This is a genomic window from Afipia sp. GW821-FHT04G03 (assembly GCF_059419985.1).
Window position 1 is genome coordinate 71,625 of record NZ_JBWKSV010000005.1, and the last position, 24,789, is coordinate 96,413.

A 24,789-nucleotide genomic window follows, 5' to 3' on the forward strand; every position below is an offset into this window, starting at 1 on the left:
CTATATCCCCAAAACGACAGTACTTGCAATTCGGGCTTAAGCGAGACACGTAGGTTCCGACAAACCGCCGATCATCAATTGGAGCCAGAAATGAAAGCCGTGGGTTACAAAAAATCACTTCCGATCGATGCACCGGACGCGCTGGTGGACTTCGACGCCGCAAAGCCCGAGCCGAAGGGACGCGACATCCGCGTCGCGGTGAAAGCGATCTCGGTCAATCCTGTGGACACCAAGGTCCGCAAGCGGGCCGAACCGCCGGCAGGCGAAACCAAGATCCTCGGCTATGACGCAGCAGGAATTGTCGACGCGGTCGGACCGGACGTCACGCTCTACAAGGCGGGTGACGAAGTCTGGTACGCGGGCTCGATCCTGCGTCAGGGCACCAACTCGGAGTTTCATCTGGTCGATGAGCGCATCGTCGGCCGGAAACCGAAGACGCTGTCATTTGCGCAGGCGGCTGCACTTCCCCTCACCTCGATCACCGCATGGGAACTGCTGTTCGACCGCCTCGGCGCCAAGCAAAGCAAAACCGCCGAGCCGCGGTCGCTGCTGATTGTCGGCGGCGCAGGCGGCGTCGGATCGATCCTGATTCAGCTCGCCCGCAAGCTGACCGGCCTGACCGTGATCGCCACGGCATCGCGGCCGGAATCCACCAAATGGTGTCTCGATCTCGGCGCCCATCATGTCATCGATCACTCCAAGTCCATGAAGGAGCAGATTGCGGCCCTCAACGCACCGCCTGTCGGACTGATCGCCGCGCTGACCAACACCGAACAGCATTTCCAGGCGCTCGCCGACATCATCGCCCCTCAAGGCAAGATCGGCCTGATCGACGATCCCGCGACGCCGCCGAATGTCATGCTGCTGAAAGGCAAGGCCGTATCGCTGCATTGGGAATCGATGTTCACGCGCTCGTCATTCCAGACCGAGGACATGATCGAACAGCACAAGCTGCTCGACGAGGTTGCCGGCTTGATCGACAGCGGCGTGCTGCGGACAACACTCGACAAGACGATGGGCACCATCAACGCGGTAAATCTCAAGGCAGCGCACGCAGCGATTGAGGGTGGCCGCTCGACCGGAAAGCTGGTGCTGGAAGGCTGGTAAGTTCCGCCTGTATTACAGCACCTCGCGTAATTTCAAATTTGGGATCACGCATTCAAAGAGAGCAGCGCCAAGCGCTGCTCTCTTTTTTCAATCATACATCCGTCGCGGTTGCTGCGATTCTCGATGTGCGTGACCTTCGTGCCGCATTGCGGCGCATGGCCGCGTTGCAGCAACGATCGAGCCGTTGTTACAAATCTGTCATCGAAAACTTTTAGCTTCCGCCCGAGTTTCAAAGCGGTTTCTGCCTTTCGGGTGCGCGCCTCTTTCGCTCAGAACCTTCCATGTTTCGCTCGCATGCCCGCGGGCCGGCATCTGAAAAAGGCGGCGCACCCTGCGCCGCCTTTTTTGTTTCTCACATGTGAGGCCCGCAGGGATCCAGACTTACGCGATCGTCTGGATGATGCCGCCTTCAGCCCGCAGCGCTGCGCCATTGGTCGCGGAGGCTTCACGCGACGAGACATAGACCACCATGTTGGCGATCTCGTCGACGCTTGCGAACCGCTGGATCAGCGATGTGCCGCGATGCTGCTTGACGAACTGGGACGCCGCCTCCTCCACCGACTGGCCGTTCTGTTTGGCGAGATCCTTCACGAAGGTCTCGACGCCTTCCGACATGGTCGGCCCCGGCAGCACCGAATTGACCGTCACATTGGTGCCCTTGGTCATCTCCGCGAGCCCGCGCGAAATCGCAAGCTGCGCCGTTTTGGTCGTGCCGTAATGAATCATCTCCTTCGGAATGTTGATCGCGGATTCCGACGAGATGAAAACGATGCGGCCCCAGTTGCGCTTCAGCATTCCGGGCATGTAGGCGCGCGACAGCCGCACGCCAGACATTACGTTGACGTCGAAGAAGCGGCTCCAGTCCTCGTCGGATATCTCGAAGAAGTCCTTCGGCTCGAAGATGCCCGCGTTGTTGATGAGAATGTCGACGTCGGGCACGGCGGCGACCAGCGTCTTGCAGCCGGCTGCGGTGGACACGTCGGCGGCGACACCGCGCGCTTTCGCACCCGGCACAGCCTGGACGATGGCAGCCGCCGCCGCGTCAGCCTTGGCCTGTGTCCGTCCATTGACCACCACGCTGGCGCCCGCTCCGGCGAGGCCCCTGGCGATGGCGAGTCCAATGCCGCCGGTCGAGCCGGTAATGACAGCCGTGGTGCCTGAAAGATCGATCTTCATGGAATGCTCCTTTGCTATGGAGCCTCATATGGCGTGCGAGGCCGCAAACGCCATCGCAGGATCGTGTCCCCGGGTTCACGGCATCGTGGCCTCAGGGGAAACATCAGGGATCGGGTAACAAAAAAGCGGCGCTTGAGGCGCCGCTTTTTCCGAACGTCTGAAGTGAGGAAGCTTAGGCGGCGTCTGCCGACTTCTCCTGCACCGGGCCCGAGTCGAGGCCCTTGGCATCGACGTCGCGGTCGACGAACTCGATCACCGCGAGCGGCGCATTGTCGCCGTAGCGGAAGCCGGCCTTGATGATGCGGGTGTAGCCGCCCTGACGATCCTTGTAGCGCGGCGCCAGAACGTCAAACAGCTTCTTGGCCTGCGTGAGATCGCGCATCTCGCTGATCGCCTGACGGCGCATCGAGAGGCCGCCCTTCTTGCCGAGCGTCACCAGCTTCTCGACGATCGGGCGCAATTCCTTCGCCTTCGGCAAGGTGGTGATGATCTGCTCGTGCTTGATCAGCGCGGCGCACATGTTTGCAAACATCGCCTTGCGGTGTTCTGCCGTGCGGTTGAGCTTACGATGTACTTTTCCGTGACGCATAGTTTAGTCCTCAATCTCTATCCCGACGGCTTGCCGGAGATGTTGCTCAGGTGGGCTGCCTGCGTTCGCCCAAAACGTGGTGGCCGAGTTTGCACCCGGCCACGACGATTGAATCGCTCAGTAGTGATCTTCGAAGCGCTTGGCCAACTCGTCGATGTTCTCCGGCGGCCAGCCGGGCACTTCCATGCCGAGGTGCAGACCCATCTGGGCCAGCACTTCCTTGATTTCGTTCAGCGACTTGCGGCCGAAGTTCGGGGTGCGAAGCATTTCGGCTTCCGACTTCTGCACGAGATCGCCGATGTAGACGATGTTGTCGTTCTTCAGGCAGTTGGCCGAACGAACCGACAGTTCGAGTTCGTCGACCTTCTTGAGGAACGCAGGGTTGAAGGCGAGATCCGGAATGATCTCGGCGGCAACCTCCTTGCGGGGCTCCTCGAAGTTCACGAACACGTTGAGCTGGTCCTGCAGGATGCGCGCCGAGTAAGCGAGCGCGTCGTCCGGCGAGATCGCACCGTTGGTCTCGATGGTCAGCGTCAGCTTGTCGTAATCGAGGATCTGACCTTCGCGGGTGTTCTCAACCTTGTAGGACACCTTGCGAACCGGCGAGAACAGGCTGTCCACCGGGATCAGGCCAATCGGCGCGTCCTCGGGACGGTTGCGCTCGGCGGCGACGTAGCCCTTGCCGGAGTTCACGGTGAACTCCATGCGGATCTCGGCGCCCTCGTCGAGGGTGCAGATCTGCAAATCCGGGTTCAGCACGACGACATCGCCGACGGTCTGGATGTCACCGGCGGTGACGACGCCCGGGCCGGACTTCTTCACGACCATGCGCTTCGGGCCTTCGCCCTGCATCTTGATCGAGATGTCCTTGATGTTCAGCACGATGTCGGTCACGTCCTCGCGGACGCCTGCAATCGAGGAGAACTCGTGCAGCACGCCGTCGATGTGAACCGACTGCACGGCAGCGCCCTGCAGCGACGACAGCAGCACGCGGCGCAGCGCGTTGCCGAGCGTCTGGCCGAAGCCGCGCTCGAGCGGCTCAGCGACGAGGGTTGCGAAACGGGTCGGATCCGAACCCGGCGTGACCGCCAGCTTGTTCGGACGAATGAGTTCTTGCCAATTTTTCTGGATCGTCACTTGTTCACCCATGCCACTCGAATTCTTGGCGTTGGAGGTTTGCGGCGCGGGAGCGACCCGCGTCATCGCATCTTAAAAACAACGCGGGCACATATTGCCCGCGGCAGTAAAAAACAATCAGACGCGCCGACGCTTGCGCGGACGGCAACCGTTGTGCGGGATCGTGGTGACGTCGCGGATCGACGTCACGGTGAAGCCCGCCGCCTGCAGGGCACGCAGCGCCGACTCACGACCCGAACCCGGACCCGCGACTTCGACTTCGAGCGTGCGCATGCCGTGCTCCTGCGCCTTCTTCGACACGTCTTCGGCAGCAACCTGCGCCGCATACGGAGTCGACTTGCGCGATCCCTTGAAGCCCATCGTGCCGGCCGACGACCAGGCAATGGTGTTGCCCTGCGCGTCGGTGATGGTGATGGTCGTGTTGTTGAACGACGAATTCACGTGCGCGATGCCGGATGCGATGTTCTTGCGTTCACGGCGGCGGACGCGAGTGGCTTCTTTACCCATAGTCTTGGTCTCTTCCTTCAAGCGCGTCCGTGGTGCCAGACGCTGGGGAATTTCAGGTGATCATCCGGCCCTTGCGGACCGGATCGGTTTGGTCGTCGATACGAAATTACTTCTTCTTGCCGGCGATGGCCTTGGCCGGACCCTTGCGCGTGCGCGCATTGGTGTGGGTGCGCTGACCGCGCACCGGAAGGCCGCGGCGATGACGCAGGCCGCGATAGCAGCCGAGGTCCATCAGGCGCTTGATGTTCATGCCGACTTCGCGGCGCAGGTCGCCCTCGACGAGGAAGTCGCGGTCGATCATTTCGCGGATCTGCAAGACTTCCGCGTCGGTGAGCTGCGAGACGCGGCGCTCGGCCGGAATCTTGAGCTGCTCGACGATGGACGCGGCATTCTTCTGGCCGATGCCATGAATGTACTGAAGCGCGATCAGCACGCGCTTGTTGGTCGGAATGTTGACGCCTGCAATACGGGCCACGGTCTTCGCTCCTGTCGCCATCCGTGTCGGACGGCCTGTCTTGTTAAGTCTTTGGCGTCGGGCGGGTGTTCACAAACGGCGAACACGACGCCCTCCCCACTTTTGGTTCGGGGCCCGGCATCGTCTGAACTATCCGACTGGATGCGGGCTTATTAATGTATTCAGCGGCGTTTCGTCAACCGTTTGACGGCCTTAGCTCGCTTTTTAGCGACCTTTTTGGCCACTTTCCGGGTCTTGGCCACCTTGGTTCCACTGGCCCGGCTTTTGGCCTTCGCAACCGGCTTTTTACGCCCCTTGGAAGCCTTGCTGGCCGGTTTGGCGGCCTTTTTGGCTTTCCTGCCCGACGCCTTCACAGCCTTTTTGGCCGTCTTGGCGGAGCTCTTGGCGCCCTTCTTGGCCTTTTTGGCCGCGGTCTTGGTGCCGGACTTCTTCTTGGCCGTCTTGGCCTTGGTCGCCTTGGCCGTCGATTCGGTCGCGGTCAAAGCCGCCAGCACGCGATTGATGGCCGCCGTCACCTGCTCGATGGTCATCATGCCGTCGATGGTGATGAGCTTCCGCTTTTCCGAGTAGTAGTGAACCAGCGGCTCGGTCTGCGCACGATAGCTGGCCAGGCGCTTCGACAGCACCTCCGGCGTATCGTCGATGCGAACCTCCTCGCCGCGCTCGCGCATCTGCGCGACACGGGTCTCGACGCGCTCCAGCAGCGCGCTTTCATTCACGCGCAGTTCGACCACGGCGTCGAGCTTGAGGTGCTTCTTCTTGAGCAATTCGTCCAGCGCAGCGGCCTGCGGCACGGTGCGCGGAAAGCCGTCGAGGATGAAGCCCTTCTTGGCGTCCGGCTCCTCGATGCGATCGGCGATGATTCCAACCACAACCTCGTCAGGGACCAGCGCGCCGCTGGCCATGATGTCTTTCGCCTTGAGGCCGATAGGCGTTCCGGCTGCAACCGCGGCACGCAGCATCTCTCCGGTGGAGAGTTGAACAATATCGTGTTTGTGAACCAGTCTTTGCGCCTGTGTTCCCTTGCCCGCCCCCGGCGGCCCGAGAAGAATCAACCTCATTTACGGCGGCCCCTCAATTTGGATTTACGGATCAGCCCTTCGTACTGGTGCGCAAGAAGATAGCCCTGCACCTGGGCGACCGTATCCATCGTCACGCTGACGACGATCAGCAGCGACGTGCCGCCGAGATAGAATGGCACCGACGCGTAGGAAATCAGGATTTCCGGAACGAGACAGACCACCGCGAGATAGATCGCGCCAACGACCGTGATACGCGACAGCACATAATCGATGTATTCGGCGGTGCGCTCACCCGGACGGATGCCCGGAATGAAGCCGCCGTGCTTCTTGAGATTGTCGGCGGTCTCGGTCGGGTTGAACACGATCGCGGTATAGAAAAACGCGAAGAACACGATCATGCCGAGATACAGCACGAGAAACAGCGGACGGCCGTGGCTGAGCTGTGTCGTCAGCCACTGGAACCACTCCGGTCCCCTGCCCGCGTTGAAACTCGCGATGGTGGTCGGCAGCAACAGCAGCGACGACGCGAAGATCGGCGGAATCACGCCCGACGTATTCAGCTTCAGCGGCAGATGTGAGGACTGGCCCTCGAACATCTTGTTGCCGACCTGACGCTTCGGATACTGGATCAGCAGCCGGCGCTGCGCGCGCTCGACGAACACGATCAGCGCGATGACCGCGACTGCCATGACGATGATCGCGAGAATGAGGAACGTGGACAACGCACCCTGGCGGCCGAGTTCGAGCGTGCCGGCGATGGCCGACGGCAATTCCGCGACGATGCCCGCCATGATGATCAGCGAGATGCCGTTGCCGATGCCGCGCGAGGTGATCTGCTCGCCGAGCCACATCAGGAACATGGTGCCGCCGACCAGCGTGATCGTGGTCGAGAGACGGAAGAACATGCCGGGATCGGCGACGACGTTGCCTGCGCCTTCAAGGCCGACGGCAATACCGTAAGCCTGGAACGTCGCGAGCACGACCGTGAGATAGCGCGTGTACTGGTTGATGACCTTGCGGCCCGACTCGCCCTCTTTCTTGAGCGCTTCGAGCTGGGGCGACACGCTGGTCAGCAACTGAAGAATGATCGACGCCGAGATGTACGGCATGATGTTCAGCGCGAAGATCGCCATGCGGTTGATGCCGCCGCCGGCGAACATGTTGAACATGCCCAGAATACCGCCGGCCTGGGACTTGAAGATCTGGCTCCAGATATTCGGATCGATGCCCGGCAGCGGGACGTAGGTGCCCAGCCGATAAACAAGCAGCGCACCCAGTGTGAACCAGATGCGCTTTTTGAGTTCGTCAGCCTTTGCGAATGCCGCGAAGTTGAGATTTGCCGCCAGTTGTTCCGCTGCAGAGGCCATAACTAGTGTCCCGAATCCGAAGTTCGCATCATTTTCGCAGCGCCGGCTCCGATCCCGTTGTCCGTCATGACCGGCTTCGGTGCCCCATAGTGCTGCGACTTCCCGCGAGCATATAGGTAGTCACGCCGCGAATACCCGTCACAAGGGCGGGATCGCGACGTTACGAGGCCTTCCTGTTCGGCTTCTTGGCAGCAGCCTTCTGCGCGGCTGCGTCCTTGGCAGGCGCCAGGATCTTCACCGTGCCGCCGGCCTTCTCGACTGCCTCGATCGCGGACTTGGTCGCGCCGTGCACTTCGATGTTGACCTTGGCCTTGAGTTCGCCACGGCCGAGCAGCCGCACGCCGTCCTTGGAACGGCGCAGCAGGCCGGACTTCACCAGCGATTCAGCGTTGATGGTGGCCTTGCCGTCGAGCTTCTTGGCGTCGATGGCTTCCTGAAGACGGTCGAGATTGACCTCGGTCAGGTCGAGCCGGAAAATGTTGTTGAAGCCGCGCTTCGGCAGACGGCGATGCAGCGGCATCTGGCCGCCTTCAAAGCCCTTGATGCGCACGCCTGAACGCGCGGTCTGGCCCTTGCCGCCGCGGCCTGCCTGCTTGCCCTTGCCGGAGCCAATGCCGCGGCCAACCCGCATACGCTTCTTGCGCGAGCCGGGATTGTCGGCGATCTCGGTGAGCTTCATCGTTCGATTCCTTCTTGCGTTCCGCTGTCTTGCGACGCGAACTTACTTCTCGTCGACGACGCGAACGAGGTGCTGAACCTTGGCGATCATGCCGCGAATGGCAGGCGAATCCTGCAACTCGGCGACGCGACCGATCTTGTTGAGACGCAGGCCGATCAGCGTCTCGCGCTGCGAGTGATGGCGGCGGATTGCGCTGCCGATCTGCTCGACCTTGATGGTTTTCGTTGCGGCCTTGGCCATTGTCTTAACTCCAAAAAGTCTCTCTAGAGCGGCATGATCTTATCGGAAAACCGGAAGACCACTTTTCCGGATCATGCACCAAACTATTCGGCAACCGCTTCCGCATCGCCACCGACGCGGCGGGACTGCAGCGTGGACACCTTGATGTTGCGGCGTGCCGCGACCGAACGCGGCGAATCCTGATGCTTCAGCGCGTCGAAAGTCGCACGAACCATGTTGTACGGATTCGACGAACCGATCGACTTCGCCACAACGTCCTGGATGCCGAGCGTCTCGAACACGGCGCGCATCGGGCCGCCGGCGATGATGCCGGTACCGGCCGGTGCAGCGCGCAGATAGACGCGACCGGCGCCATGACGGCCAGCGATGTCGTGATGCAGCGTGCGGCCATCGCGCAAAGCAACGCGCGTCAGGTTGCGCTTCGCAGACTCGGTCGCCTTGCGGATCGCTTCAGGAACTTCGCGCGCCTTGCCGTGGCCGAATCCGACCCGACCCTTCTGATCGCCGATAACGACGAGGGCTGCGAAACCAAAGCGCTTGCCGCCCTTGACGACCTTCGCCACACGATTGATGTGGACGAGCTTGTCGACAAACTCGCTATCGCGCTCTTCCCGGCCGCCCCTGTGGCCGCCACCGCGTTCGCGTTCACCTGCCATGGTGTTTTCCAATCCTTGAGGAACTTGCGTTCCTGTCCTTGTGTCCGTTCAAACTCAAATTTTCAAACCAGCAGCTTAGAAGCTGAGACCGCTTTCGCGGGCAGCATCGCCAAGCGCCTTGACGCGGCCGTGGTAGAGATAACCACCACGGTCGAAAACCACTTCCTTGACGCCGTTCTTCACAGCGCGTTCCGCCAGCAACTTGCCGACAGCCTTCGCCGCATCGATGTCGGCGCCGGTCTTGCCGCCGTCGCGCATGGCTTTTTCCAGCGACGAGGCAGACGCCAGCGTTTCGCCCTTCAGGTCGTCGATGACCTGAGCGTAGATGTGCTTCGACGAGCGGAACACAGACAGGCGCGGACGCCCGTTCGCGGTCCGGCGCAGCGCGAGACGCACGCGCTGCTTGCGCCGGGCATTCGTGACCTTGAGTTTCGACATGACCGGCTCCGTTACTTCTTCTTGCCTTCCTTGCGGAAGATAAATTCGTTGGCGTACTTCACGCCCTTGCCCTTGTAGGGCTCCGGCGGACGATAGCTGCGGATTTCGGCGGCGACCTGGCCGACGCGCTGGCTGTCGTTGCCGACGATGGTGATTTCGGTCGGCTTCGGCACGGTGATCTGGATCCCTTCCGGGATCGGATAGATCACGTCGTGGCTGTAACCGAGCGCGAGCTGCAGGTTCTTGCCCTGCAACGCGGCGCGGTAACCGACGCCGGTGATTTCAAGCTTCTTCTCGAAGCCCTTGGTGACGCCTTCGACCAGATTTGCGATCTGGGCCCGTGCGGTGCCGTACAGCGACTGCGCGCGCTTGGTTTCGAAGCGCGGCGCGACACGGATCGCGCCGTCCTTGAGCTCGACCGACACGTCGTCGTGAACCACAAACTGAAGAGCGCCCTTCGGCCCCTTCATCTTGACGGTCTGCCCTTCGACGTTGGCGGTGACGCCGGAGACGATCGGGACGGGCTTTTTGCCTACGCGTGACATAATTCTTCCCTTCCTCAGAACACCGTGAAGAGAATTTCGCCGCCCACGTTCGCGTCACGCGCGTCGTGGTCAGCCATAATTCCCTTCGGCGTCGACAGCACCGAAATGCCGAGACCGTTCTTCACGCGCGGCAGGTTCTTCACCGAGGCGTAAACGCGACGCCCTGGCTTGGAGACCCGCTCGATCTCGCGGATGACCGGCTCGCCATCGAAATACTTCAGTTCGATTTCAAGCTCGTTGTGGCCGCCGGCGTGTTCGACCGCTGCATAGCCGCGGATATAACCCTCGGCCTTGAGCACTTCGAGAACGTTGGCGCGCATCTTCGAACCCGGGGTCGAAACCTTGGACTTCGAACGCATCTGCGCGTTGCGGATGCGGGTGATGAGATCGCTGATCGGATCGTGTGTTGACATGACCGACCTCCCTTACCAGCTGGACTTGACGAGGCCGGGAATAAGGCCCTTCGAGCCGTATTCACGAATGGCGATGCGGCTCATCTTCTGCTTGCGATAGACCGAGCGGGAACGGCCGCTGATCTCGCAACGGTTGCGGATGCGGGTCGCGGACGAATTGCGCGGCATCTCGGCGAGCTTGATCGTCGCCGCGAAACGCTCTTCCATCGGCTTCTTCTTGTCGGCGATGATCGCCTTCAATTTAGAGCGCTTGGCAGCAGCGTTCTTCGTCATCTTCTGACGCCGGTTGTTCTTCTCGACAGAACTCTTCTTAGCCATACGAGTAGTCTCCATACCTTTCCGCGTTTGAGACGCTGAACTAGTTCAGTGTCTCACTGCCGGAACGGAAAATTAAATGCGGTCAGCAACGCACGCGCCTGCTCATCGTCAGTCGCCGTGGTGCAGATCGTAATGTCCATGCCCCAGGTCTCGCCCGACTTGTCGTAGTCGATTTCCGGGAACACGAGATGCTCCTTGAGGCCGAGCGAATAGTTGCCGCGGCCGTCAAAGCTCTTCGGATTGAGGCCGCGGAAGTCGCGGACTCGAGGCAAAGCGATATTCACGAGACGATCGACGAAGTCGTACATCTTCGACTTGCGAAGCGTGACCTTGGCGCCGATAGCCTGGCCTTCACGCAGCTTGAAGGTCGCGATCGCCATGCGCGAATGCGTGACGATCGGCTTCTGGCCCGCGATCAGCGCGAGATCGGCAGCAGCCAGTTCGACCTTCTTGCGGTCGTTGACAGCTTCGCCGATGCCCATGTTGAGCACGACCTTGTCGAGCGCGGGCACCTGCAGAGCGTTCGTGTAACCGAACTGCTCGATCAGCTTGCCGCGGATCTCTTTATCGAATTGCGCGCGCAGGCGCGGAACGTATGCGGTCTCAGCCATTGATCTCTGCTCCCGAGCGCTTCTCAATGCGCACCTTGGTGCCGTCCTTCTGGATCTTGAAACCGACGCGGGTCGGCTTGCCGTCCTTGCCGACGAGCGCGATGTTCGACAGGTGGATCGGCGCCTCTTTGGAGATGATGCCGCCCTCCTGGGCCTGCGTCTGCTTCTGGTGACGCTTCACCAGGTTGACGCCGCGCACGAGCGCCTTGCTCTCGGTGGGACGCACCTCGAACACTTCGCCGGTCCGGCCCTTGTCGCGGCCGTTCAATACGATGACCTTGTCACCCTTGCGGATCTTGGCAGCCATTACAGCACCTCCGGCGCAAGCGAGATAATCTTCATGTGGTTCTTGGCGCGAAGCTCGCGCGGCACCGGCCCGAAGATACGGGTGCCGACCGGCTCGGACTGGTTGTTGATCAACACAGCCGCGTTGCGGTCGAAACGGATGACGGAACCGTCGGCGCGGCGGATATCTTTCCGCACGCGAACGACGACAGCCTTCATGACGTCGCCCTTCTTCACCTTCCCACGTGGAATGGCTTCCTTGATCGAGACGACAATGATGTCGCCCACCGTTGCATAGCGGCGCTTGGAACCTCCAAGAACCTTGATGCACATGACACGGCGCGCGCCGGAATTATCGGCCACGTCGAGGTTGGTCTGCATCTGAATCATTGATGCACCTCGTCCTCTTTCTTGCGCTTATTGCGCTTAAGCTGTTTTCGTTTCGGCCTGGACAACCGTCCAGCGCTTCAACTTCGAGAGTGGTTTGCTTTCCTCAATTCGAACCACGTCGCCTGCCTTGAACTGATTGTTCTCGTCGTGCGCGTGATAGTTCTTCGAACGTCGGATCGTCTTCTTGTAGATCGGGTGGGTGAAGCGGCGGTCGACACGCACGACAATGGTCTTGTCCTGCTTGTCGCTGACGACGACGCCCTGGAGAGTACGCTTTGGCATCTGTCTACCCCTACTTCTTGGCCGCAGCGCTTTTCTGCGCTGCGATGGTCTTGATGCGTGCGATGTCGCGGCGAGCCTCACGCAGGCGCGAGGTATTCTCGAGCTGCCCGGTGGCGCGCTGGAAGCGCAGGTTGAACCGCTCCTTCTTCAGATTGAGGACGGCCTCGTCCATCTGATCGGAGCTCATCGCGCGGATATCTTCGGCTTTCAAATCGGCCATGATCGTTTCCTTACTCCGCAATGCGCGCAACGAAGCGCGTCTTGATCGGAAGTTTGGCGGCGGCGAGCGACAGTGCTTCCTTCGCGGTCTGCTGGGTCACGCCGTCGATTTCGAAAATGAGACGGCCCGGCTTGACGCGGGCGACCCACAATTCCGGCGTACCCTTGCCGGAGCCCATTCGCACTTCGGCGGGCTTCTTCGACACCGGCAAATCCGGGAATACACGGATCCAGACGCGGCCGGCACGCTTCATGTGACGGGTCAGCGCGCGGCGGGCGGCTTCGATCTGGCGCGCGGTGATGCGCTCCGGCGCCATCGCCTTCAGGCCGAACTGGCCGAAAGACAACGTCGCGCCCGACGAGGCGACGCCGTGGATACGGCCCTTATGCGCCTTGCGGAACTTTGTCTTCTTTGGTTGCATCATGGCTTACGCCCTCAAACCTTCTCGTAAAAATCTATCAAGCTGCGTCGCGACGGGGCGGACGTCCGCTGTCGCCTTCAGCCATCTTCTTGTCCTGCGCCATCGGATCGTGCTCAAGGATTTCGCCCTTGAAGATCCAGACCTTCACGCCGCAGGTGCCGAACGTGGTGAACGCGGTGGCGACACCGTAGTCGACGTCAGCGCGCAGCGTATGCAGCGGCACGCGGCCTTCGCGATACCATTCCATGCGCGCGATTTCCGCGCCGCCCAGACGACCCGAACAGTTGATGCGGATGCCTTCGGCGCCGAGACGCATCGCCGACTGAACGGCGCGCTTCATGGCGCGGCGGAACGCAACGCGGCGCTCGAGCTGCTGCGCGATCGATTCCGCAACCAGGGTCGCATCGAGTTCCGGCTTGCGGATTTCGATGATGTTGATCACGACGTCGGAGTCGGTGATCGCAGCAACCTTCTGGCGCAGCTTGTCGATGTCAGCGCCCTTCTTGCCGATCACGACGCCCGGACGGGCGGAGTGGATCGACACGCGGCACTTCTTGTGCGGGCGCTCGATCACGATACGCGCGACCGCAGCCTGCTTCAGTTCCTTCATCAGCATGGCGCGGATGCGAATGTCCTCGTGGAGGAGCTTCGCATACTCGTTCTTGCCGGCGAACCAACGGGAATCCCAGGTCCGGTTAATGCCCAGACGCAGCCCGATTGGATTGATCTTTTGACCCATCGTCTTCTCCCGCCCTTAGGCGCTCGCCTCGGCCTCGACCTGACGAACGACAATCGTCAGCTGCGAGAACGGTTTAAAAACACGACCCGAACGGCCACGGCCGCGCGGTGCGAAACGCTTCATCACGATGCCGTTGCCAACATGCGCCTCGGCGACGACAAGCGCGTCGACATCGAGGTCATGGTTGTTCTCGGCGTTCGCAATCGCGGACTCCAGACACTTCTTCACATCACCCGCAATCCGCTTGCGCGAAAACTGCAGGTCGGCGAGTGCTGCCGATGCCTTGCGGCCGCGGATCAACTGCGCCACCAGATTCAGCTTCTGCGGGCTGACGCGAAGCATGCGGGCTACCGCCTTTGCTTCATTCTCCGGGAGAACCCGTTCGCGCTTTGGTTTGCTCATGACTAAGTCCTTAAGCCCTTACTTCTTGGCTTTCTTGTCGCCCGAATGGCCGTGGAAGGTCCGCGTCGGCGAGAACTCGCCGAACTTGTGACCGACCATTTCCTCATTCACTGCAACCGGAACATGCTTTTGACCGTTGTAGACGCCGAAGGTGAGTCCCACGAACTGCGGGAGGATCGTCGAGCGGCGGCTCCAGATCTTGATGACGTCGTGACGGCCGGACGAACGTGCGACATCTGCCTTCTTGAGCAGAGAGCCTTCAACGAACGGGCCTTTCCAGACTGAACGAACCATGTCCGGCGATCCTTACTTCTTCTTCCGCTTGTGGCGGCTGATGAGAATGAACTTGTTGGTGGATTTGTTCGAACGCGTCTTCTTGCCCTTGGTCGGCTTGCCCCACGGAGTGACCGGGTGACGGCCGCCCGAGGTACGGCCTTCGCCGCCGCCGTGCGGATGGTCGACGGGGTTCATGACGACGCCGCGGTTATGCGGACGCCAGCCCATCCATCGGGTACGACCGGCCTTGCCGATCGAGGTGTTCATGTGATCCGGGTTCGACACCGCACCGATGGTGCCGGTGCAGCGGCCGTGAACCAGGCGCTGTTCGCCCGAGTTCAGACGGACAATGACGAAGTCATGGTCGCGGCCGACGATCTGGGCGTAGGTGCCGGCCGAGCGTGCAATCTGGCCGCCCTTCCCGATCTTCAGCTCGACGTTATGGATGATCGTGCCCACCGGCATGTTGCCGAGCGGCATGACGTTGCCCGGCTTCACGTCCACGTAGTTGCCGGCGACGACGGTGTCGCCCACGGCCAGACGCTGCGGCGCCAGGATATAAGCCTGCTCGCCATCGGCGTACTTGATCAGCGCGATGAACGCGGTGCGGTTCGGATCGTACTCAAGACGCTCGACCTTGGCCGGAACATCGACCTTGGTGCGCTTGAAGTCGACGATGCGGTAAGCCTTCTTATGGCCGCCGCCGCGAAAGCGCACAGTGATGCGACCCGTGTTGCCACGGCCGCCGTTCGAGTGCTTGCCCTCGGTCAGAGTCTTGACCGGCTTGCCCTTGTAGAGCGCCGAACGATCGACCATGACCAGCTGGCGCTGGCCGGGCGTCGTGGGGTTGAATGTTTTCAATGCCATCGTCGTTCGCCTTACAGACCGGTGGTCACGTCGATGCGATGACCTTCTTCGAGGGTCACGATCGCGCGCTTCGAATCCGACTGAGAACCGAACTGGCCGCGGAAGACTTTCGTCTTGCCCTTGCGGACCAGCGTGTTGACGCTCTTCACTTTAACGTCGAACAGCTTCTCAATCGCGTCTTTAATCTGCGGCTTGGTCGCCTTCGCCGAGACCTTGAACACAACCTTGTTGTGCTCGGACGCAACAGTCGCCTTTTCGGTCACAACCGGAGAGACGATGATGTCGTAGTGGCGCGAGTCTTGAGTGCTCATTTGAAGCGCGCCTCCAACGCATCCAGTGCGGCCTTGGTCAGAACGAGTTTCTGACGGCGCAGAATGTCATAGACGTTGATGCCCTGGACCGGCAGCACGTCGATGTGCGGAATGTTGCGAGCCGCGGTCGCGAAACCGGTGTTCACTTCGGCGCCGTCGATGATCAGCGCGTTGGTGATCTCGAGGCCCGAGAAGTGACCGAGCAGCGCCTTGGTCTTGGCATCCTTCAGATCGGCATTCTCGATCACGATGAGACCGCCGTCCTTGGCTTTCGCCGACAGGGCGTGACGCAGACCGAGCGCGCGAACCTTCTTCGGCAGCGCGAACGCATGCGAGCGCACGACCGGACCGAACGCACGGCCACCGCCGCGGAACTGCGGAACACGGGCAGAACCGTGACGCGCACCGCCGGTGCCCTTCTGCTTGTACATCTTCTTGCCGGTGCGCCAGACTTCAGCGCGGCCCTTGGTCTTGTGGGTGCCGGCCTGACGCTTCGCGAGCTGCCAGTTGACGACGCGCTGGATGATGTCCTTGCGCGGCTCGAGACCGAAGATCTCGTCCGACAGCTGAACCGAACCAGCGGCCCTACCTTCGAGGGTTGTGACCTTCAATTCCATCACGCGCCCTCCTCAGCCGGTGCTGCTTCAGGAGCAGCCGTATCTGTACCGCCAGCCAGCTTGAACTTGCCGGGCTTCGGCGCATCCTTCGGCAGAGCCTTCTTCACGGCGTCGCGCACGGTGATCCATCCACCCTTGGAGCCGGGAACGGCGCCTTCGATGAGCAGCAGTCCGCGCGCCACATCCGTCTGCACAACGCGCAGGTTCAGCGTGGTGATGCGATCGACGCCCATGTGACCGGGCATCTTCTTGTTCTTGAAGGTCTTGCCGGGATCCTGACGTCCGCCGGTCGAACCGATCGAACGATGCGAAACCGAGACGCCGTGGGTTGCGCGCAAGCCGCCGAAATTCCAGCGCTTCATGCCGCCCGCGAAACCCTTACCGACCGAGGTGCCCGTCACGTCGACGAACTGGCCGACGACGAAATGGTCAGCCTGGATTTCCGCGCCGACCGGGATCAGCGAATCTTCGGACACGCGGAACTCCGCGGTCTTCCGCTTCGGCTCGACCTTGGCGACGGCGAACTGGCCGCGTTCAGCCTTGGGCAAATAGACGGTCTTGCGCGAGCCCGAACCGAGCTGCAACGCGACGTAGCCGTTCTTCTCGGTCGTGCGATGGCCAACAACCTGGCAATTGCCCAACTTGAGCACGGTCACAGGGATATGTTCACCGGCCTCTGTAAAGACCCGCGTCATCCCGACCTTTTGTGCGATCACTCCGGAGCGCATCGGCGTGCTTCCTGTTCTTCTCTATGTCCCGAAGGACTAACTAAACTTTTTAGTGAGCACGACCCGGTCCGAAGACCGGTGCCCACTTCGGGGTCGTGCTCAGAGCTTGATCTCGACGTCGACACCAGCGGCGAGGTCGAGCTTCATCAGCGCGTCCACGGTCTGCGGGGTCGGATCGACGATATCGAGAAGGCGCTTGTGCGTGCGCATCTCGAACTGCTCGCGGCTCTTCTTGTCGACGTGCGGCGAACGGTTGACGGTGAACTTCTCGATGCGGGTCGGCAGCGGAATGGGTCCGCGAACCTGTGCACCGGTACGTTTTGCCGTGTTCACGATCTCGCGGGTCGACGTATCGAGAATCCGATGGTCGAACGCCTTGAGACGAATGCGAATATTCTGGCCGTTCATTGCCGCTGTCTTTCTTGTCCGTCACGACCGGTCAGCCCGGCCATCCACGTTTAATAAGAGGGTCGTGAATGCCCGGCCTCGCAGCCGGGCATGACGACGGATCGTTTGTTATTCGATGATGCTTGCGACGACGCCTGCACCGACGGTGCGGCCGCCTTCACGGATCGCGAAGCGAAGCTTTTCTTCCATCGCGATCGGCACGATCAGGTGCACTTCCATCGCAATGTTGTCGCCCGGCATCACCATTTCGGTACCTTCCGGCAGGTGAACCACGCCCGTCACGTCGGTCGTGCGGAAGTAGAACTGCGGACGGTAGTTGGTGAAGAACGGAGTGTGACGTCCGCCCTCTTCCTTGGTGAGGATGTAGGCCTCAGCCTTGAACTTGGTGTGCGGCTTGACCGAACCTGGCTTGCAGAGAACCTGGCCACGCTCGACTTCTTCGCGCTTGGTGCCGCGGAGAAGAGCACCGATGTTGTCGCCGGCCTGGCCCTGATCGAGCAGCTTGCGGAACATTTCGACGCCGGTGACGATGGTCTTCACGGTGTCCTTGAGACCGACGATTTCGATTTCTTCGCCGACCTTGATGATGCCGCGCTCGACGCGGCCGGTGACGACGGTGCCACGGCCCGAGATCGAGAACACGTCTTCGACCGGCATCAGGAACGGCTGGTCGATCGGACGCTCCGGCTGCGGAATGTAGGAGTCGACAGCCTTCATGAGCTCCAGAACGGCGTCGTGGCCGAGCTTCGGATCCTTGTTTTCAAGAGCGGCGAGAGCCGAACCCTTGATGATCGGAATGTCATCGCCCGGGAAGTTGTACTTCGAGAGAAGTTCGCGAACTTCCATCTCGACGAGTTCGAGCAATTCCGGATCGTCGACCATGTCGCACTTGTTCATGAACACGACGAGCGCAGGAACGCCGACCTGACGGGCGAGCAGGATGTGCTCGCGGGTCTGCGGCATCGGGCCGTCGGCAGCCGACACGACCAGGATCGCGCCGTCCATCTGCGCAGCACCGGTGATCATGTTCTTCACGTAGTCGGCGTGGCCGGGGCAATCGACGTGAGCGTAGTGACGGTTCGCGGTCTCGTACTCAACGTGAGCGGTCGAGATCGTGATGCCGCGCGCCTTTTCTTCCGGCGCCTTGTCGATCATGTCGTACGCTGTGAACGTCGCGCCGCCCGTTTCAGCCAGGACCTTGGTGATCGCTGCGGTCAGCGATGTCTTGCCATGGTCGACGTGACCGATGGTGCCAATGTTACAGTGCGGTTTGTTGCGTTCAAATTTAGCTTTAGCCATGACGTTCTCCGTTCAACTTTGACTCTCGTCAAAGAAATCAAGCAAACTTCTTTTGGACTTCTGCCGACACGTTCGCCGGTGCTTCGGCGTAGTGATCGAATTGCATCGTGAAGGTCGCGCGGCCCTGGCTCATCGAGCGCAGGTTGTTCACGTAACCAAACATATTCATGAGCGGCACCATCGCGTTGATAACGTTGGCGTTGCCGCGCATGTCCTGACCCTGGATCTGGCCGCGGCGGGAGTTGAGATCGCCGATGACCGAGCCGGTGTAATCTTCAGGGGTCACGCACTCGACCTTCATGATCGGCTCGAGAAGCACTGACTTGCCCTTTTGCAGCGCGTCGCGGAACGCCGCGCGCGATGCGATTTCGAATGCGAGCGCCGACGAGTCGACGTCATGGTAGGCGCCGTCAACCAGCTGCACCTTGACGTCCACCACTGGGAAGCCCGCGACAACGCCTGAGGTCAGCACGCTGTTGAGGCCCTTTTCGACGCCGGGGATGTATTCCTTCGGAACCGAACCGCCGACAACCTTCGATTCGAACACGAAGCCCGAACCCGGTTCACCCGGCTCGACGACGAACTTCACGCGCGCGAACTGGCCGGTACCACCGGTCTGCTTCTTGTGCGTGTAATCGACTTCGGCCTTCTTGGTGATCTTCTCGCGGAAGGCCACCTGCGGCGCGCCGATGTTGGCATCGACCTTGTAGGTACGGCGAAGGATGTCGACCTTGATGTCGAGATGCAGTTCGCCCATGCCCTTCAGAATGGTCTGGCCGGATTCCTGATCGGTCGAGACGCGGAAAGACGGATCTTCGTTCGCCAGCTTCGCAAGCGCGATGCCGAGCTTCTCCTGATCGGCCTTCGACTTCGGCTCGATGGCGATTTCGATGACCGGCTCCGGGAATTCCATCTTTTCAAGGATGACCGGATGATCGGGATCGCACAGCGTATCGCCGGTGCGCGTTTCCTTCAAACCAGCAAGCGCGACGATGTCGCCAGCGAATGCTTCCTTGATGTCTTCGCGGTTGTTCGCATGCATCAACAGCATGCGGCCGATGCGCTCTTTGCGCTCCTTGGTCGAGTTGATCGCGCCAGTACCGCTGGTGAGCGTACCCGAGTAGATGCGGCAGAACGTGATGGTGCCGACGAAAGGATCGTCCATGATCTTGAAGGCGAGCAGCGACATCGGCGCGTCGTCCTTCGGCTCGCGGGTGATCTCTGCGTTGTCGTTGTCAGGGTCGAGACCCTTGATCGCAGGAACGTCGAGCGGCGACGGCAGGTACTCGATCACAGCGTCGAGCAAAGGCTGCACGCCCTTGTTCTTGAAGGCCGAGCCACACAGCACCGGATAGAAAGCGCTGGTCAGAACCGCCTTGCGGATCAGACGCTTCAAGGTCGCTTCATCGGGCTCCTTGCCGTCGAGATAAGCGGACAGAACCTCGTCGTCGAGTTCGACGGCGGCTTCCAGCATCTTCTCGCGATATTCTTTCGCCTTGTCGACGAGGTCGGCCGGAATCTCGACAGTCTCGTACTTTGCGCCGAGCGCCTCGTTGTTCCAGATGTAAGCCTTCATCAGGACAAGATCGACCACGCCGACGAAGTTGCTTTCTTCGCCGATCGGAAGCTGGATCGCGATCGGCTTTGCGCCGAGACGCTTCACGATATCATCGAGGCACTTGTAGAAGTCAGCGCCGGTCTTATCCATCTTGTTGGCGAAAACGATGCGCGGAACGCGATACTTGTCGCCCTGGCGCCAGACGGTCTCGGTCTGCGGCTCAACGCCCTGGTTGCCGTCGAGAACGACAACGGCACCGTCAAGCACGCGCAGCGAACGCTCGACTTCAATGGTGAAGTCGACGTGGCCGGGAGTGTCGATGATGTTCAGACGCTTGCCGTTCCAGTACGCGGTGGTCGCAGCCGACGTAATGGTGATGCCGCGCTCCTGCTCCTGCTCCATCCAGTCCATCGTCGCGGCACCTTCGTGCACTTCGCCGATTTTGTGGCTCTTGCCGGTATAAAAGAGGATGCGCTCGGTGGTCGTGGTCTTGCCGGCGTCAATATGCGCCATGATACCGAAATTGCGGTAGTCAGCGATAGGATGTTGGCGCGCCATGGGGTTCGTTCCTTAATGTCCGGTTCGGTTCGCCGTTACCAGCGATAGTGCGAGAAGGCACGGTTGGCTTCCGCCATCTTGTGCACGTCTTCACGCTTCTTGACCGCGTTCCCCCGGTTGTTCGATGCATCGAGCAGCTCCGCGGAGAGCCGTTCGGTCATTGTCTTTTCGTTGCGGCCGCGGGCGGCCGTAATGATCCAGCGAATGCCCAGCGCCTGACGGCGCACGGAGCGAACTTCAACCGGCACCTGATAGGTGGCGCCACCGACGCGGCGCGAACGCACTTCGATCGTCGGCATGACGTTTTCCAGCGCCTGCTCGAACACCGGCAGCGGACCCTGCTTGGTCTTGCTCTCGATCATCTCGAGCGCACCGTAGACGATGCTTTCGGCGGCAGACTTCTTGCCGTCGTACATGATCGAATTCATGAACTTCGTAATGATGATGTTCCCGAACTTCGGATCCGGGTTCACTTCACGCTTTTCAGCAGAATGGCGACGCGACATAGATCAGATCCCCGATTACTTCGGACGCTTCGCGCCGTACTTCGAACGACGCTGCTTGCGGTTCTTGACGCCCTGCGTATCGAGGACGCCGCGGAGAATGTGGTAACGCACGCCGGGCAAATCCTTGACGCGGCCGCCGCGGATCATGACCACCGAGTGCTCCTGAAGGTTGTGGCCTTCACCCGGAATGTAACCGATGACTTCGAAGCCGTTGGTCAAGCGCACCTTGGCGACCTTACGAAGCGCCGAGTTAGGCTTCTTCGGAGTCGTCGTATAGACGCGCGTGCAAACGCCACGCTTCTGCGGCGACTGCTGCAAAGCGGGCACCTTCTTGCGCGACTTCTGCGCTTCACGTGGCTTTGCGATCAGCTGGTTGATCGTCGGCATCGTTCACCCTTGTTCACACGAAACCTCATCGGTCCCGCAAATTCATTCGGAGCTTTCGCCCCACTCGCTTCACGCCGGCAACCAAACCGATCCCGCGCCGCGCGTTCACCCGCGCAAAACGAAATCGCGCCAACCATTCATCACTGAATGGAAAGCGCTTGAACGCCACAGAGGATCACGGTTGAAAACCGCGATCATGCATCCGAGACTGAACTCAAGGCCGTGCGCGAAGTCGCGTCGCCCGAGAGGTCAAGTGTGTCCTGGCATTGCCTGGCTAGTGCCGACAGCGTTTGAGCGACATCCGTCGAGGTTGGTGCCGATCCATCCCGGTTGAAAACGCGGGCTGAAAAGGTGATCCGTTCCGACGCAGGGAAGCTCACCGCCTGTCGTGAAGTGGCCGGGTTTTATAAGCCACGCCCACCTAAGTCAAGACTAAACGACATGGCAAAAACGCAAGTGGCAGAGCCACTTCTGACACGCCGCGCACGGCTCGATCAATGTCGTCTATGAGATCGTTCGCGAATCTGCGCATCGCAAATTTCGAGTCGTTTCGGCCCCTCCGGCCGGGTCCATCGGCGCTGATTCCTGGTCGCCTGCGGCGATTACAACCCGACAATGATACCGACCGCATGGCCGACACTAAAGAAATAGTATTTTATTTCAACGACTTACAAGATGATGCCCAACCAGCCCCTCATGGAGACGCCAGCCGCCGCCTCACCGGGAGCACGGACGTGGCCCGCAGCCAGTCCCGCAGATTGCGCAGCTTTTCGTAGCCGAGCTGCCGCGCGGCCTCCATGGCGAACACCAGCGAGCGACTCGCACCGACGTCCACCACCATGTCGACCATGGCTTTCCGCCCGGTCCAGAGATTCCCCATGAAACTGCCCTCGGCCGAGCACGAATCGATGACCTCCACGCCGGTTGCCGCGAACAGGTGTTCGGTGAGCTTGTCGATCAGGAGGACGCCAGGAGAATACTTCGCGAAATCAGCGTCAAAGGCGGTTTTCCAAGTATAGGCGCTGGTCCCGCAATACAACACGACCTGCGCCGCCACGGGCCGCCCATCGAGGCGCAGCAGCGCCACCGAGGCGTTCCCATCCTCTGCCAGGTCCCCGATGAGCCGCCGGGTAAACGCCGCATCCCGATCGTTGCACAGGATGGCGGTGCCTTCGGCCCCCTTCCAGCTTCGCTTTTCAAGATCGAGAAACTGCTCGAACGCCGCCCGTGTGGCATCGGCCGACCGTTCGTTGACCATTTCCAGCGCACCCAACCCGGACAGCCGGTTCCAGTCCTGCCGCAGCTTCTTGCGGGTCGAACCGGAGCTTTTCACACCCTTCTCGCGCGACACGGAAGGACGCGTGCTTTGAGTGAGCGTGAGATGAGCGTGACGTTCGTCCGCGATGGTTTTCCGGATGGCGGCAAAGGCCGGCGAGTCGCCGTCCATTTCCTTCAGGCTGACCACATTGGGCAGCGTGGGATGATTCCTGATCGCGGCGAAAAACGCCGGGATCACCTCGCCCACAAAGGCGGAGTCGATGACCGGCGTGGACAAAAATGCGTAGTTGTATGGACGGGCCTCAAGCAGCGCCGGCCAGAACATCATGACGCTGCGCTGCTGAAGGGCCCAAAGACCAACGAGCCGTGCGGACTCGACGCCCTCTTCCCAGGCCAGCAGCACGTACACCGCCGCGAACATGGTATCGAACGCCGCCTTCAGCGCGACAGGATTCATGAATGCGTTGCCGGGCGCGCGCCGGATGAGATCATCCCACTGTGCGGCGATATTCTGACCGGGCGATGCGACCGTAACTGAAATCATTGGAGTTCAAACCTGCGCTTACGCGCGTCAATGCCGCATCTTGCCGGTATCGGATTGCAGTTCCATTACTTCGATCCAAGAAAACCGGCCGCCCCGAGCAGTAATGCTGCGACGGCCCGCCGCAGGCAAGTCACAAGCATTTAAAGCGTTAATACATGCGTTTTCGCAGCATTAACCTCACCGCTCGTTCACCATGTTCGTTTCAAGCTTTAGTCGAGTTTGCAGCGGTAATGCTATGCAGCTCGAAACGAGGCGGACATGCGTCATACGGACATCGCCATTGTCGGCGGCGGGCTGGCGGGATCGACAGCAGCGGCGATGCTCGGCCGCGCGGGAATTTCCGCGGTTCTGGTCGATCCGCACGCCATCTACCCTTCCGACTTCCGTTGCGAAAAGCTCGGCGGCTATCAGCTCGACATCCTGCGCAAGACCGGCCTTTCCGAACCCGTGCTTGCCGCGACCACGCTCGACAGTGCAGTCTGGACCGCGCGGCTCGGACGTCTGCTCGACAAGCGGCCCAGCGACCAGCACGGCATCATCTACGACGACCTGGTGAACACCGTTCGCCGTCAGATCCCCGCCACCGTCGATTTCATCGAAGCCAAGGTCACGGCCGTCGCCACCAGCGCTGACCGTCAGACCGTGACGTTGTCCAACGGCGAAAGCATCTCTGCCCGCCTGATCGTGCTCGCCAACGGCCTGAACATTGGACTGCGCCACACGCTCGGCATCGAACGCGAAATCATCAGCCCGTGTCATTCCATCACCGTGGGCTTCAACGTCGCGCCTGTCGGCAGCGACAAGTTTGAATTTCCCGCACTGACCTACTTCACGGAAAATTCGGCAGCGCAGATGTCTTATCTGACGCTGTTTCCGATCGGCTCGGCGATGCGCGCCAACCTCATGGTCTATCGCGGCATGGACGACCCATGGCTGCGCCGGATGCGCCAGACGCCCGAACAGGCCATGCATGAACTGATGCCCAACCTTGCCGCGCTGACCGGCGACTTCAAGGTCGAAGGCGTGATCAAGATTCGTCCCGCCGACCTCTATGTCACCAAAGGTCATCGGCAAGCCGGTATCGTTCTGGTGGGCGACGCCTTCGCAACGTCATGTCCCGCCGCCGGCACCGGCACCGGGAAAGTGTTCATGGATGTGGAACGGCTGTGCAACGCCTACATCCCGGCGTGGCTGTCGAGCGCCGGCATGGATGCCGCGAAGATTTCGCAATTCTACGACGATCCGGACAAGTGCGCCAACGACAACGCCTCACGGCGTCAGGCCTACGACCTTCGCTCGATCTCGGTCGACACCGGACTGTTGTGGCATCTGCGCCGATGGATTCGGTTTGCCCATCGCTTCGGCGTCGGCGCCATCCGCCACGCCCGCGAAACGCTGTCGGTCAGACGGACCGCGCAGCCGTAATCGCGGCG

35 protein-coding genes are annotated in these 24,789 nt (G+C 60.9%); 2 read left to right on the top strand and 33 right to left on the bottom strand.

The window, feature by feature from the left end:
* Positions 1–90 precede the first annotated feature (90 nt).
* Positions 91–1,107, top strand: a complete 1,017-nt coding sequence (locus tag AC07UB_RS21935; RefSeq protein ID WP_494654885.1) for a zinc-binding alcohol dehydrogenase family protein — start codon at positions 91–93, stop codon at positions 1,105–1,107.
* 381 nt (positions 1,108–1,488) lie between these two features.
* On the opposite strand, the gene AC07UB_RS21940 is transcribed toward AC07UB_RS21935, so the two are convergent.
* The 33 genes from AC07UB_RS21940 to AC07UB_RS22100 form a co-directional block, all read right to left on the bottom strand.
* Entirely contained in the window at positions 1,489–2,283 is a 795-nt protein-coding gene (locus tag AC07UB_RS21940; protein ID WP_494654887.1) for an SDR family NAD(P)-dependent oxidoreductase, read from the bottom strand.
* Positions 2,284–2,455: 172 nt separating this feature from the next.
* Entirely contained in the window at positions 2,456–2,872 is a 417-nt protein-coding gene (gene rplQ, locus AC07UB_RS21945; RefSeq protein WP_492789966.1) for a 50S ribosomal protein L17, read from the bottom strand.
* A 117-nt stretch (positions 2,873–2,989) separates the two neighbouring features.
* Complete coding sequence (locus tag AC07UB_RS21950; protein WP_492792648.1) at positions 2,990–4,021, bottom strand: DNA-directed RNA polymerase subunit alpha; 1,032 nt, start codon at positions 4,019–4,021, stop codon at positions 2,990–2,992.
* Positions 4,022–4,126: 105 nt separating this feature from the next.
* Positions 4,127–4,516 (bottom strand): 30S ribosomal protein S11, encoded by a 390-nt coding sequence (gene rpsK / locus AC07UB_RS21955; RefSeq protein ID WP_006021048.1) that lies wholly within the window; start codon positions 4,514–4,516, stop codon positions 4,127–4,129.
* Between the two features lie 106 nt (positions 4,517–4,622).
* Positions 4,623–4,991 carry a 30S ribosomal protein S13 gene (gene rpsM / locus AC07UB_RS21960; RefSeq protein WP_492789967.1) on the bottom strand — a complete coding sequence of 123 codons (369 nt, stop codon included), beginning with the start codon at positions 4,989–4,991 and terminating at the stop codon, positions 4,623–4,625.
* Positions 4,992–5,152: 161 nt separating this feature from the next.
* On the bottom strand, positions 5,153–6,052 hold the full coding sequence (locus tag AC07UB_RS21965; RefSeq protein ID WP_494654892.1) for an adenylate kinase: 900 nt from the start codon (positions 6,050–6,052) through the stop codon (positions 5,153–5,155).
* Complete coding sequence (secY, locus tag AC07UB_RS21970) at positions 6,049–7,380, bottom strand: preprotein translocase subunit SecY (protein WP_494654893.1); 1,332 nt, start codon at positions 7,378–7,380, stop codon at positions 6,049–6,051. The genes AC07UB_RS21965 and secY overlap by 4 nt, the downstream gene beginning before the upstream one ends.
* Before the next feature lie 160 nt (positions 7,381–7,540).
* Complete coding sequence (gene rplO / locus AC07UB_RS21975) at positions 7,541–8,059, bottom strand: 50S ribosomal protein L15 (protein ID WP_492789970.1); 519 nt, start codon at positions 8,057–8,059, stop codon at positions 7,541–7,543.
* Between the two features lie 42 nt (positions 8,060–8,101).
* Positions 8,102–8,299: a 50S ribosomal protein L30 gene (gene rpmD / locus AC07UB_RS21980; protein WP_492789971.1), complete on the bottom strand. Its 198-nt coding sequence runs from the start codon at positions 8,297–8,299 to the stop codon at positions 8,102–8,104.
* A gap of 83 nt (positions 8,300–8,382) precedes the next feature.
* Positions 8,383–8,955, bottom strand: coding sequence for a 30S ribosomal protein S5 (gene rpsE / locus AC07UB_RS21985; RefSeq protein ID WP_492789972.1), 573 nt, complete (start codon positions 8,953–8,955; stop codon positions 8,383–8,385).
* Positions 8,956–9,030: 75 nt separating this feature from the next.
* Positions 9,031–9,393 carry a 50S ribosomal protein L18 gene (gene rplR / locus AC07UB_RS21990; protein WP_492789973.1) on the bottom strand — a complete coding sequence of 121 codons (363 nt, stop codon included), beginning with the start codon at positions 9,391–9,393 and terminating at the stop codon, positions 9,031–9,033.
* Positions 9,394–9,404: 11 nt separating this feature from the next.
* The gene (gene rplF / locus AC07UB_RS21995) at positions 9,405–9,938 is read right to left on the bottom strand and encodes a 50S ribosomal protein L6 (protein ID WP_492789974.1); all 534 of its coding nucleotides are present in this window, start codon (positions 9,936–9,938) and stop codon (positions 9,405–9,407) included.
* 14 nt (positions 9,939–9,952) lie between these two features.
* The gene (gene rpsH / locus AC07UB_RS22000; protein ID WP_492789975.1) at positions 9,953–10,351 is read right to left on the bottom strand and encodes a 30S ribosomal protein S8; all 399 of its coding nucleotides are present in this window, start codon (positions 10,349–10,351) and stop codon (positions 9,953–9,955) included.
* A gap of 12 nt (positions 10,352–10,363) precedes the next feature.
* Positions 10,364–10,669, bottom strand: a complete 306-nt coding sequence (gene rpsN, locus AC07UB_RS22005; protein ID WP_492789976.1) for a 30S ribosomal protein S14 — start codon at positions 10,667–10,669, stop codon at positions 10,364–10,366.
* Positions 10,670–10,722: 53 nt separating this feature from the next.
* On the bottom strand, positions 10,723–11,280 hold the full coding sequence (rplE, locus tag AC07UB_RS22010; protein WP_492789977.1) for a 50S ribosomal protein L5: 558 nt from the start codon (positions 11,278–11,280) through the stop codon (positions 10,723–10,725).
* Complete coding sequence (gene rplX / locus AC07UB_RS22015; RefSeq protein WP_492789978.1) at positions 11,273–11,587, bottom strand: 50S ribosomal protein L24; 315 nt, start codon at positions 11,585–11,587, stop codon at positions 11,273–11,275. The genes rplE and rplX overlap by 8 nt, the downstream gene beginning before the upstream one ends.
* Complete coding sequence (gene rplN / locus AC07UB_RS22020; protein WP_006611848.1) at positions 11,587–11,955, bottom strand: 50S ribosomal protein L14; 369 nt, start codon at positions 11,953–11,955, stop codon at positions 11,587–11,589. Before rplN ends, rplX begins: the two co-directional genes overlap by 1 nt.
* 36 nt (positions 11,956–11,991) lie before the next feature.
* On the bottom strand, positions 11,992–12,237 hold the full coding sequence (rpsQ, locus tag AC07UB_RS22025; protein ID WP_019196588.1) for a 30S ribosomal protein S17: 246 nt from the start codon (positions 12,235–12,237) through the stop codon (positions 11,992–11,994).
* 10 nt (positions 12,238–12,247) lie between these two features.
* A complete protein-coding gene (rpmC, locus tag AC07UB_RS22030) occupies positions 12,248–12,457 on the bottom strand; it encodes a 50S ribosomal protein L29 (protein ID WP_492789979.1) in 210 nt (69 codons plus the stop codon).
* A gap of 10 nt (positions 12,458–12,467) precedes the next feature.
* Positions 12,468–12,881 carry a 50S ribosomal protein L16 gene (gene rplP, locus AC07UB_RS22035; RefSeq protein WP_019196586.1) on the bottom strand — a complete coding sequence of 138 codons (414 nt, stop codon included), beginning with the start codon at positions 12,879–12,881 and terminating at the stop codon, positions 12,468–12,470.
* Between the two features lie 34 nt (positions 12,882–12,915).
* Positions 12,916–13,617 carry a 30S ribosomal protein S3 gene (gene rpsC, locus AC07UB_RS22040; protein ID WP_492789980.1) on the bottom strand — a complete coding sequence of 234 codons (702 nt, stop codon included), beginning with the start codon at positions 13,615–13,617 and terminating at the stop codon, positions 12,916–12,918.
* Positions 13,618–13,632: 15 nt separating this feature from the next.
* Positions 13,633–14,019, bottom strand: coding sequence for a 50S ribosomal protein L22 (gene rplV, locus AC07UB_RS22045; protein ID WP_492789981.1), 387 nt, complete (start codon positions 14,017–14,019; stop codon positions 13,633–13,635).
* A gap of 18 nt (positions 14,020–14,037) precedes the next feature.
* Positions 14,038–14,313, bottom strand: a complete 276-nt coding sequence (gene rpsS, locus AC07UB_RS22050) for a 30S ribosomal protein S19 (RefSeq protein WP_492789982.1) — start codon at positions 14,311–14,313, stop codon at positions 14,038–14,040.
* Between the two features lie 12 nt (positions 14,314–14,325).
* Positions 14,326–15,162 carry a 50S ribosomal protein L2 gene (rplB, locus tag AC07UB_RS22055; RefSeq protein ID WP_492789983.1) on the bottom strand — a complete coding sequence of 279 codons (837 nt, stop codon included), beginning with the start codon at positions 15,160–15,162 and terminating at the stop codon, positions 14,326–14,328.
* An 11-nt stretch (positions 15,163–15,173) separates the two neighbouring features.
* Positions 15,174–15,473: a 50S ribosomal protein L23 gene (locus tag AC07UB_RS22060; protein ID WP_492789984.1), complete on the bottom strand. Its 300-nt coding sequence runs from the start codon at positions 15,471–15,473 to the stop codon at positions 15,174–15,176.
* A complete protein-coding gene (rplD, locus tag AC07UB_RS22065; protein WP_494654898.1) occupies positions 15,470–16,090 on the bottom strand; it encodes a 50S ribosomal protein L4 in 621 nt (206 codons plus the stop codon). Before rplD ends, AC07UB_RS22060 begins: the two co-directional genes overlap by 4 nt.
* Positions 16,090–16,818, bottom strand: coding sequence for a 50S ribosomal protein L3 (gene rplC, locus AC07UB_RS22070; RefSeq protein ID WP_492789986.1), 729 nt, complete (start codon positions 16,816–16,818; stop codon positions 16,090–16,092). The genes rplD and rplC overlap by 1 nt, the downstream gene beginning before the upstream one ends.
* Positions 16,819–16,917: 99 nt before the next feature.
* Entirely contained in the window at positions 16,918–17,226 is a 309-nt protein-coding gene (gene rpsJ / locus AC07UB_RS22075; protein ID WP_002712302.1) for a 30S ribosomal protein S10, read from the bottom strand.
* A 108-nt stretch (positions 17,227–17,334) separates the two neighbouring features.
* Positions 17,335–18,525, bottom strand: coding sequence for an elongation factor Tu (gene tuf, locus AC07UB_RS22080; RefSeq protein WP_492789987.1), 1,191 nt, complete (start codon positions 18,523–18,525; stop codon positions 17,335–17,337).
* Between the two features lie 37 nt (positions 18,526–18,562).
* Positions 18,563–20,641 carry an elongation factor G gene (gene fusA / locus AC07UB_RS22085; protein ID WP_494654914.1) on the bottom strand — a complete coding sequence of 693 codons (2,079 nt, stop codon included), beginning with the start codon at positions 20,639–20,641 and terminating at the stop codon, positions 18,563–18,565.
* A 35-nt stretch (positions 20,642–20,676) separates the two neighbouring features.
* Positions 20,677–21,147 carry a 30S ribosomal protein S7 gene (gene rpsG, locus AC07UB_RS22090; RefSeq protein ID WP_492789989.1) on the bottom strand — a complete coding sequence of 157 codons (471 nt, stop codon included), beginning with the start codon at positions 21,145–21,147 and terminating at the stop codon, positions 20,677–20,679.
* Positions 21,148–21,162: 15 nt separating this feature from the next.
* A complete protein-coding gene (rpsL, locus tag AC07UB_RS22095; protein WP_046826837.1) occupies positions 21,163–21,534 on the bottom strand; it encodes a 30S ribosomal protein S12 in 372 nt (123 codons plus the stop codon).
* A 694-nt stretch (positions 21,535–22,228) separates the two neighbouring features.
* Positions 22,229–23,356 (bottom strand): GNAT family N-acetyltransferase, encoded by a 1,128-nt coding sequence (locus AC07UB_RS22100; protein ID WP_494654917.1) that lies wholly within the window; start codon positions 23,354–23,356, stop codon positions 22,229–22,231.
* A gap of 258 nt (positions 23,357–23,614) precedes the next feature.
* Between AC07UB_RS22100 and AC07UB_RS22105 the strand changes: the two genes are divergently transcribed.
* Positions 23,615–24,781, top strand: a complete 1,167-nt coding sequence (locus AC07UB_RS22105; protein ID WP_494654919.1) for an FAD-dependent monooxygenase — start codon at positions 23,615–23,617, stop codon at positions 24,779–24,781.
* Positions 24,782–24,789 lie beyond the last annotated feature (8 nt).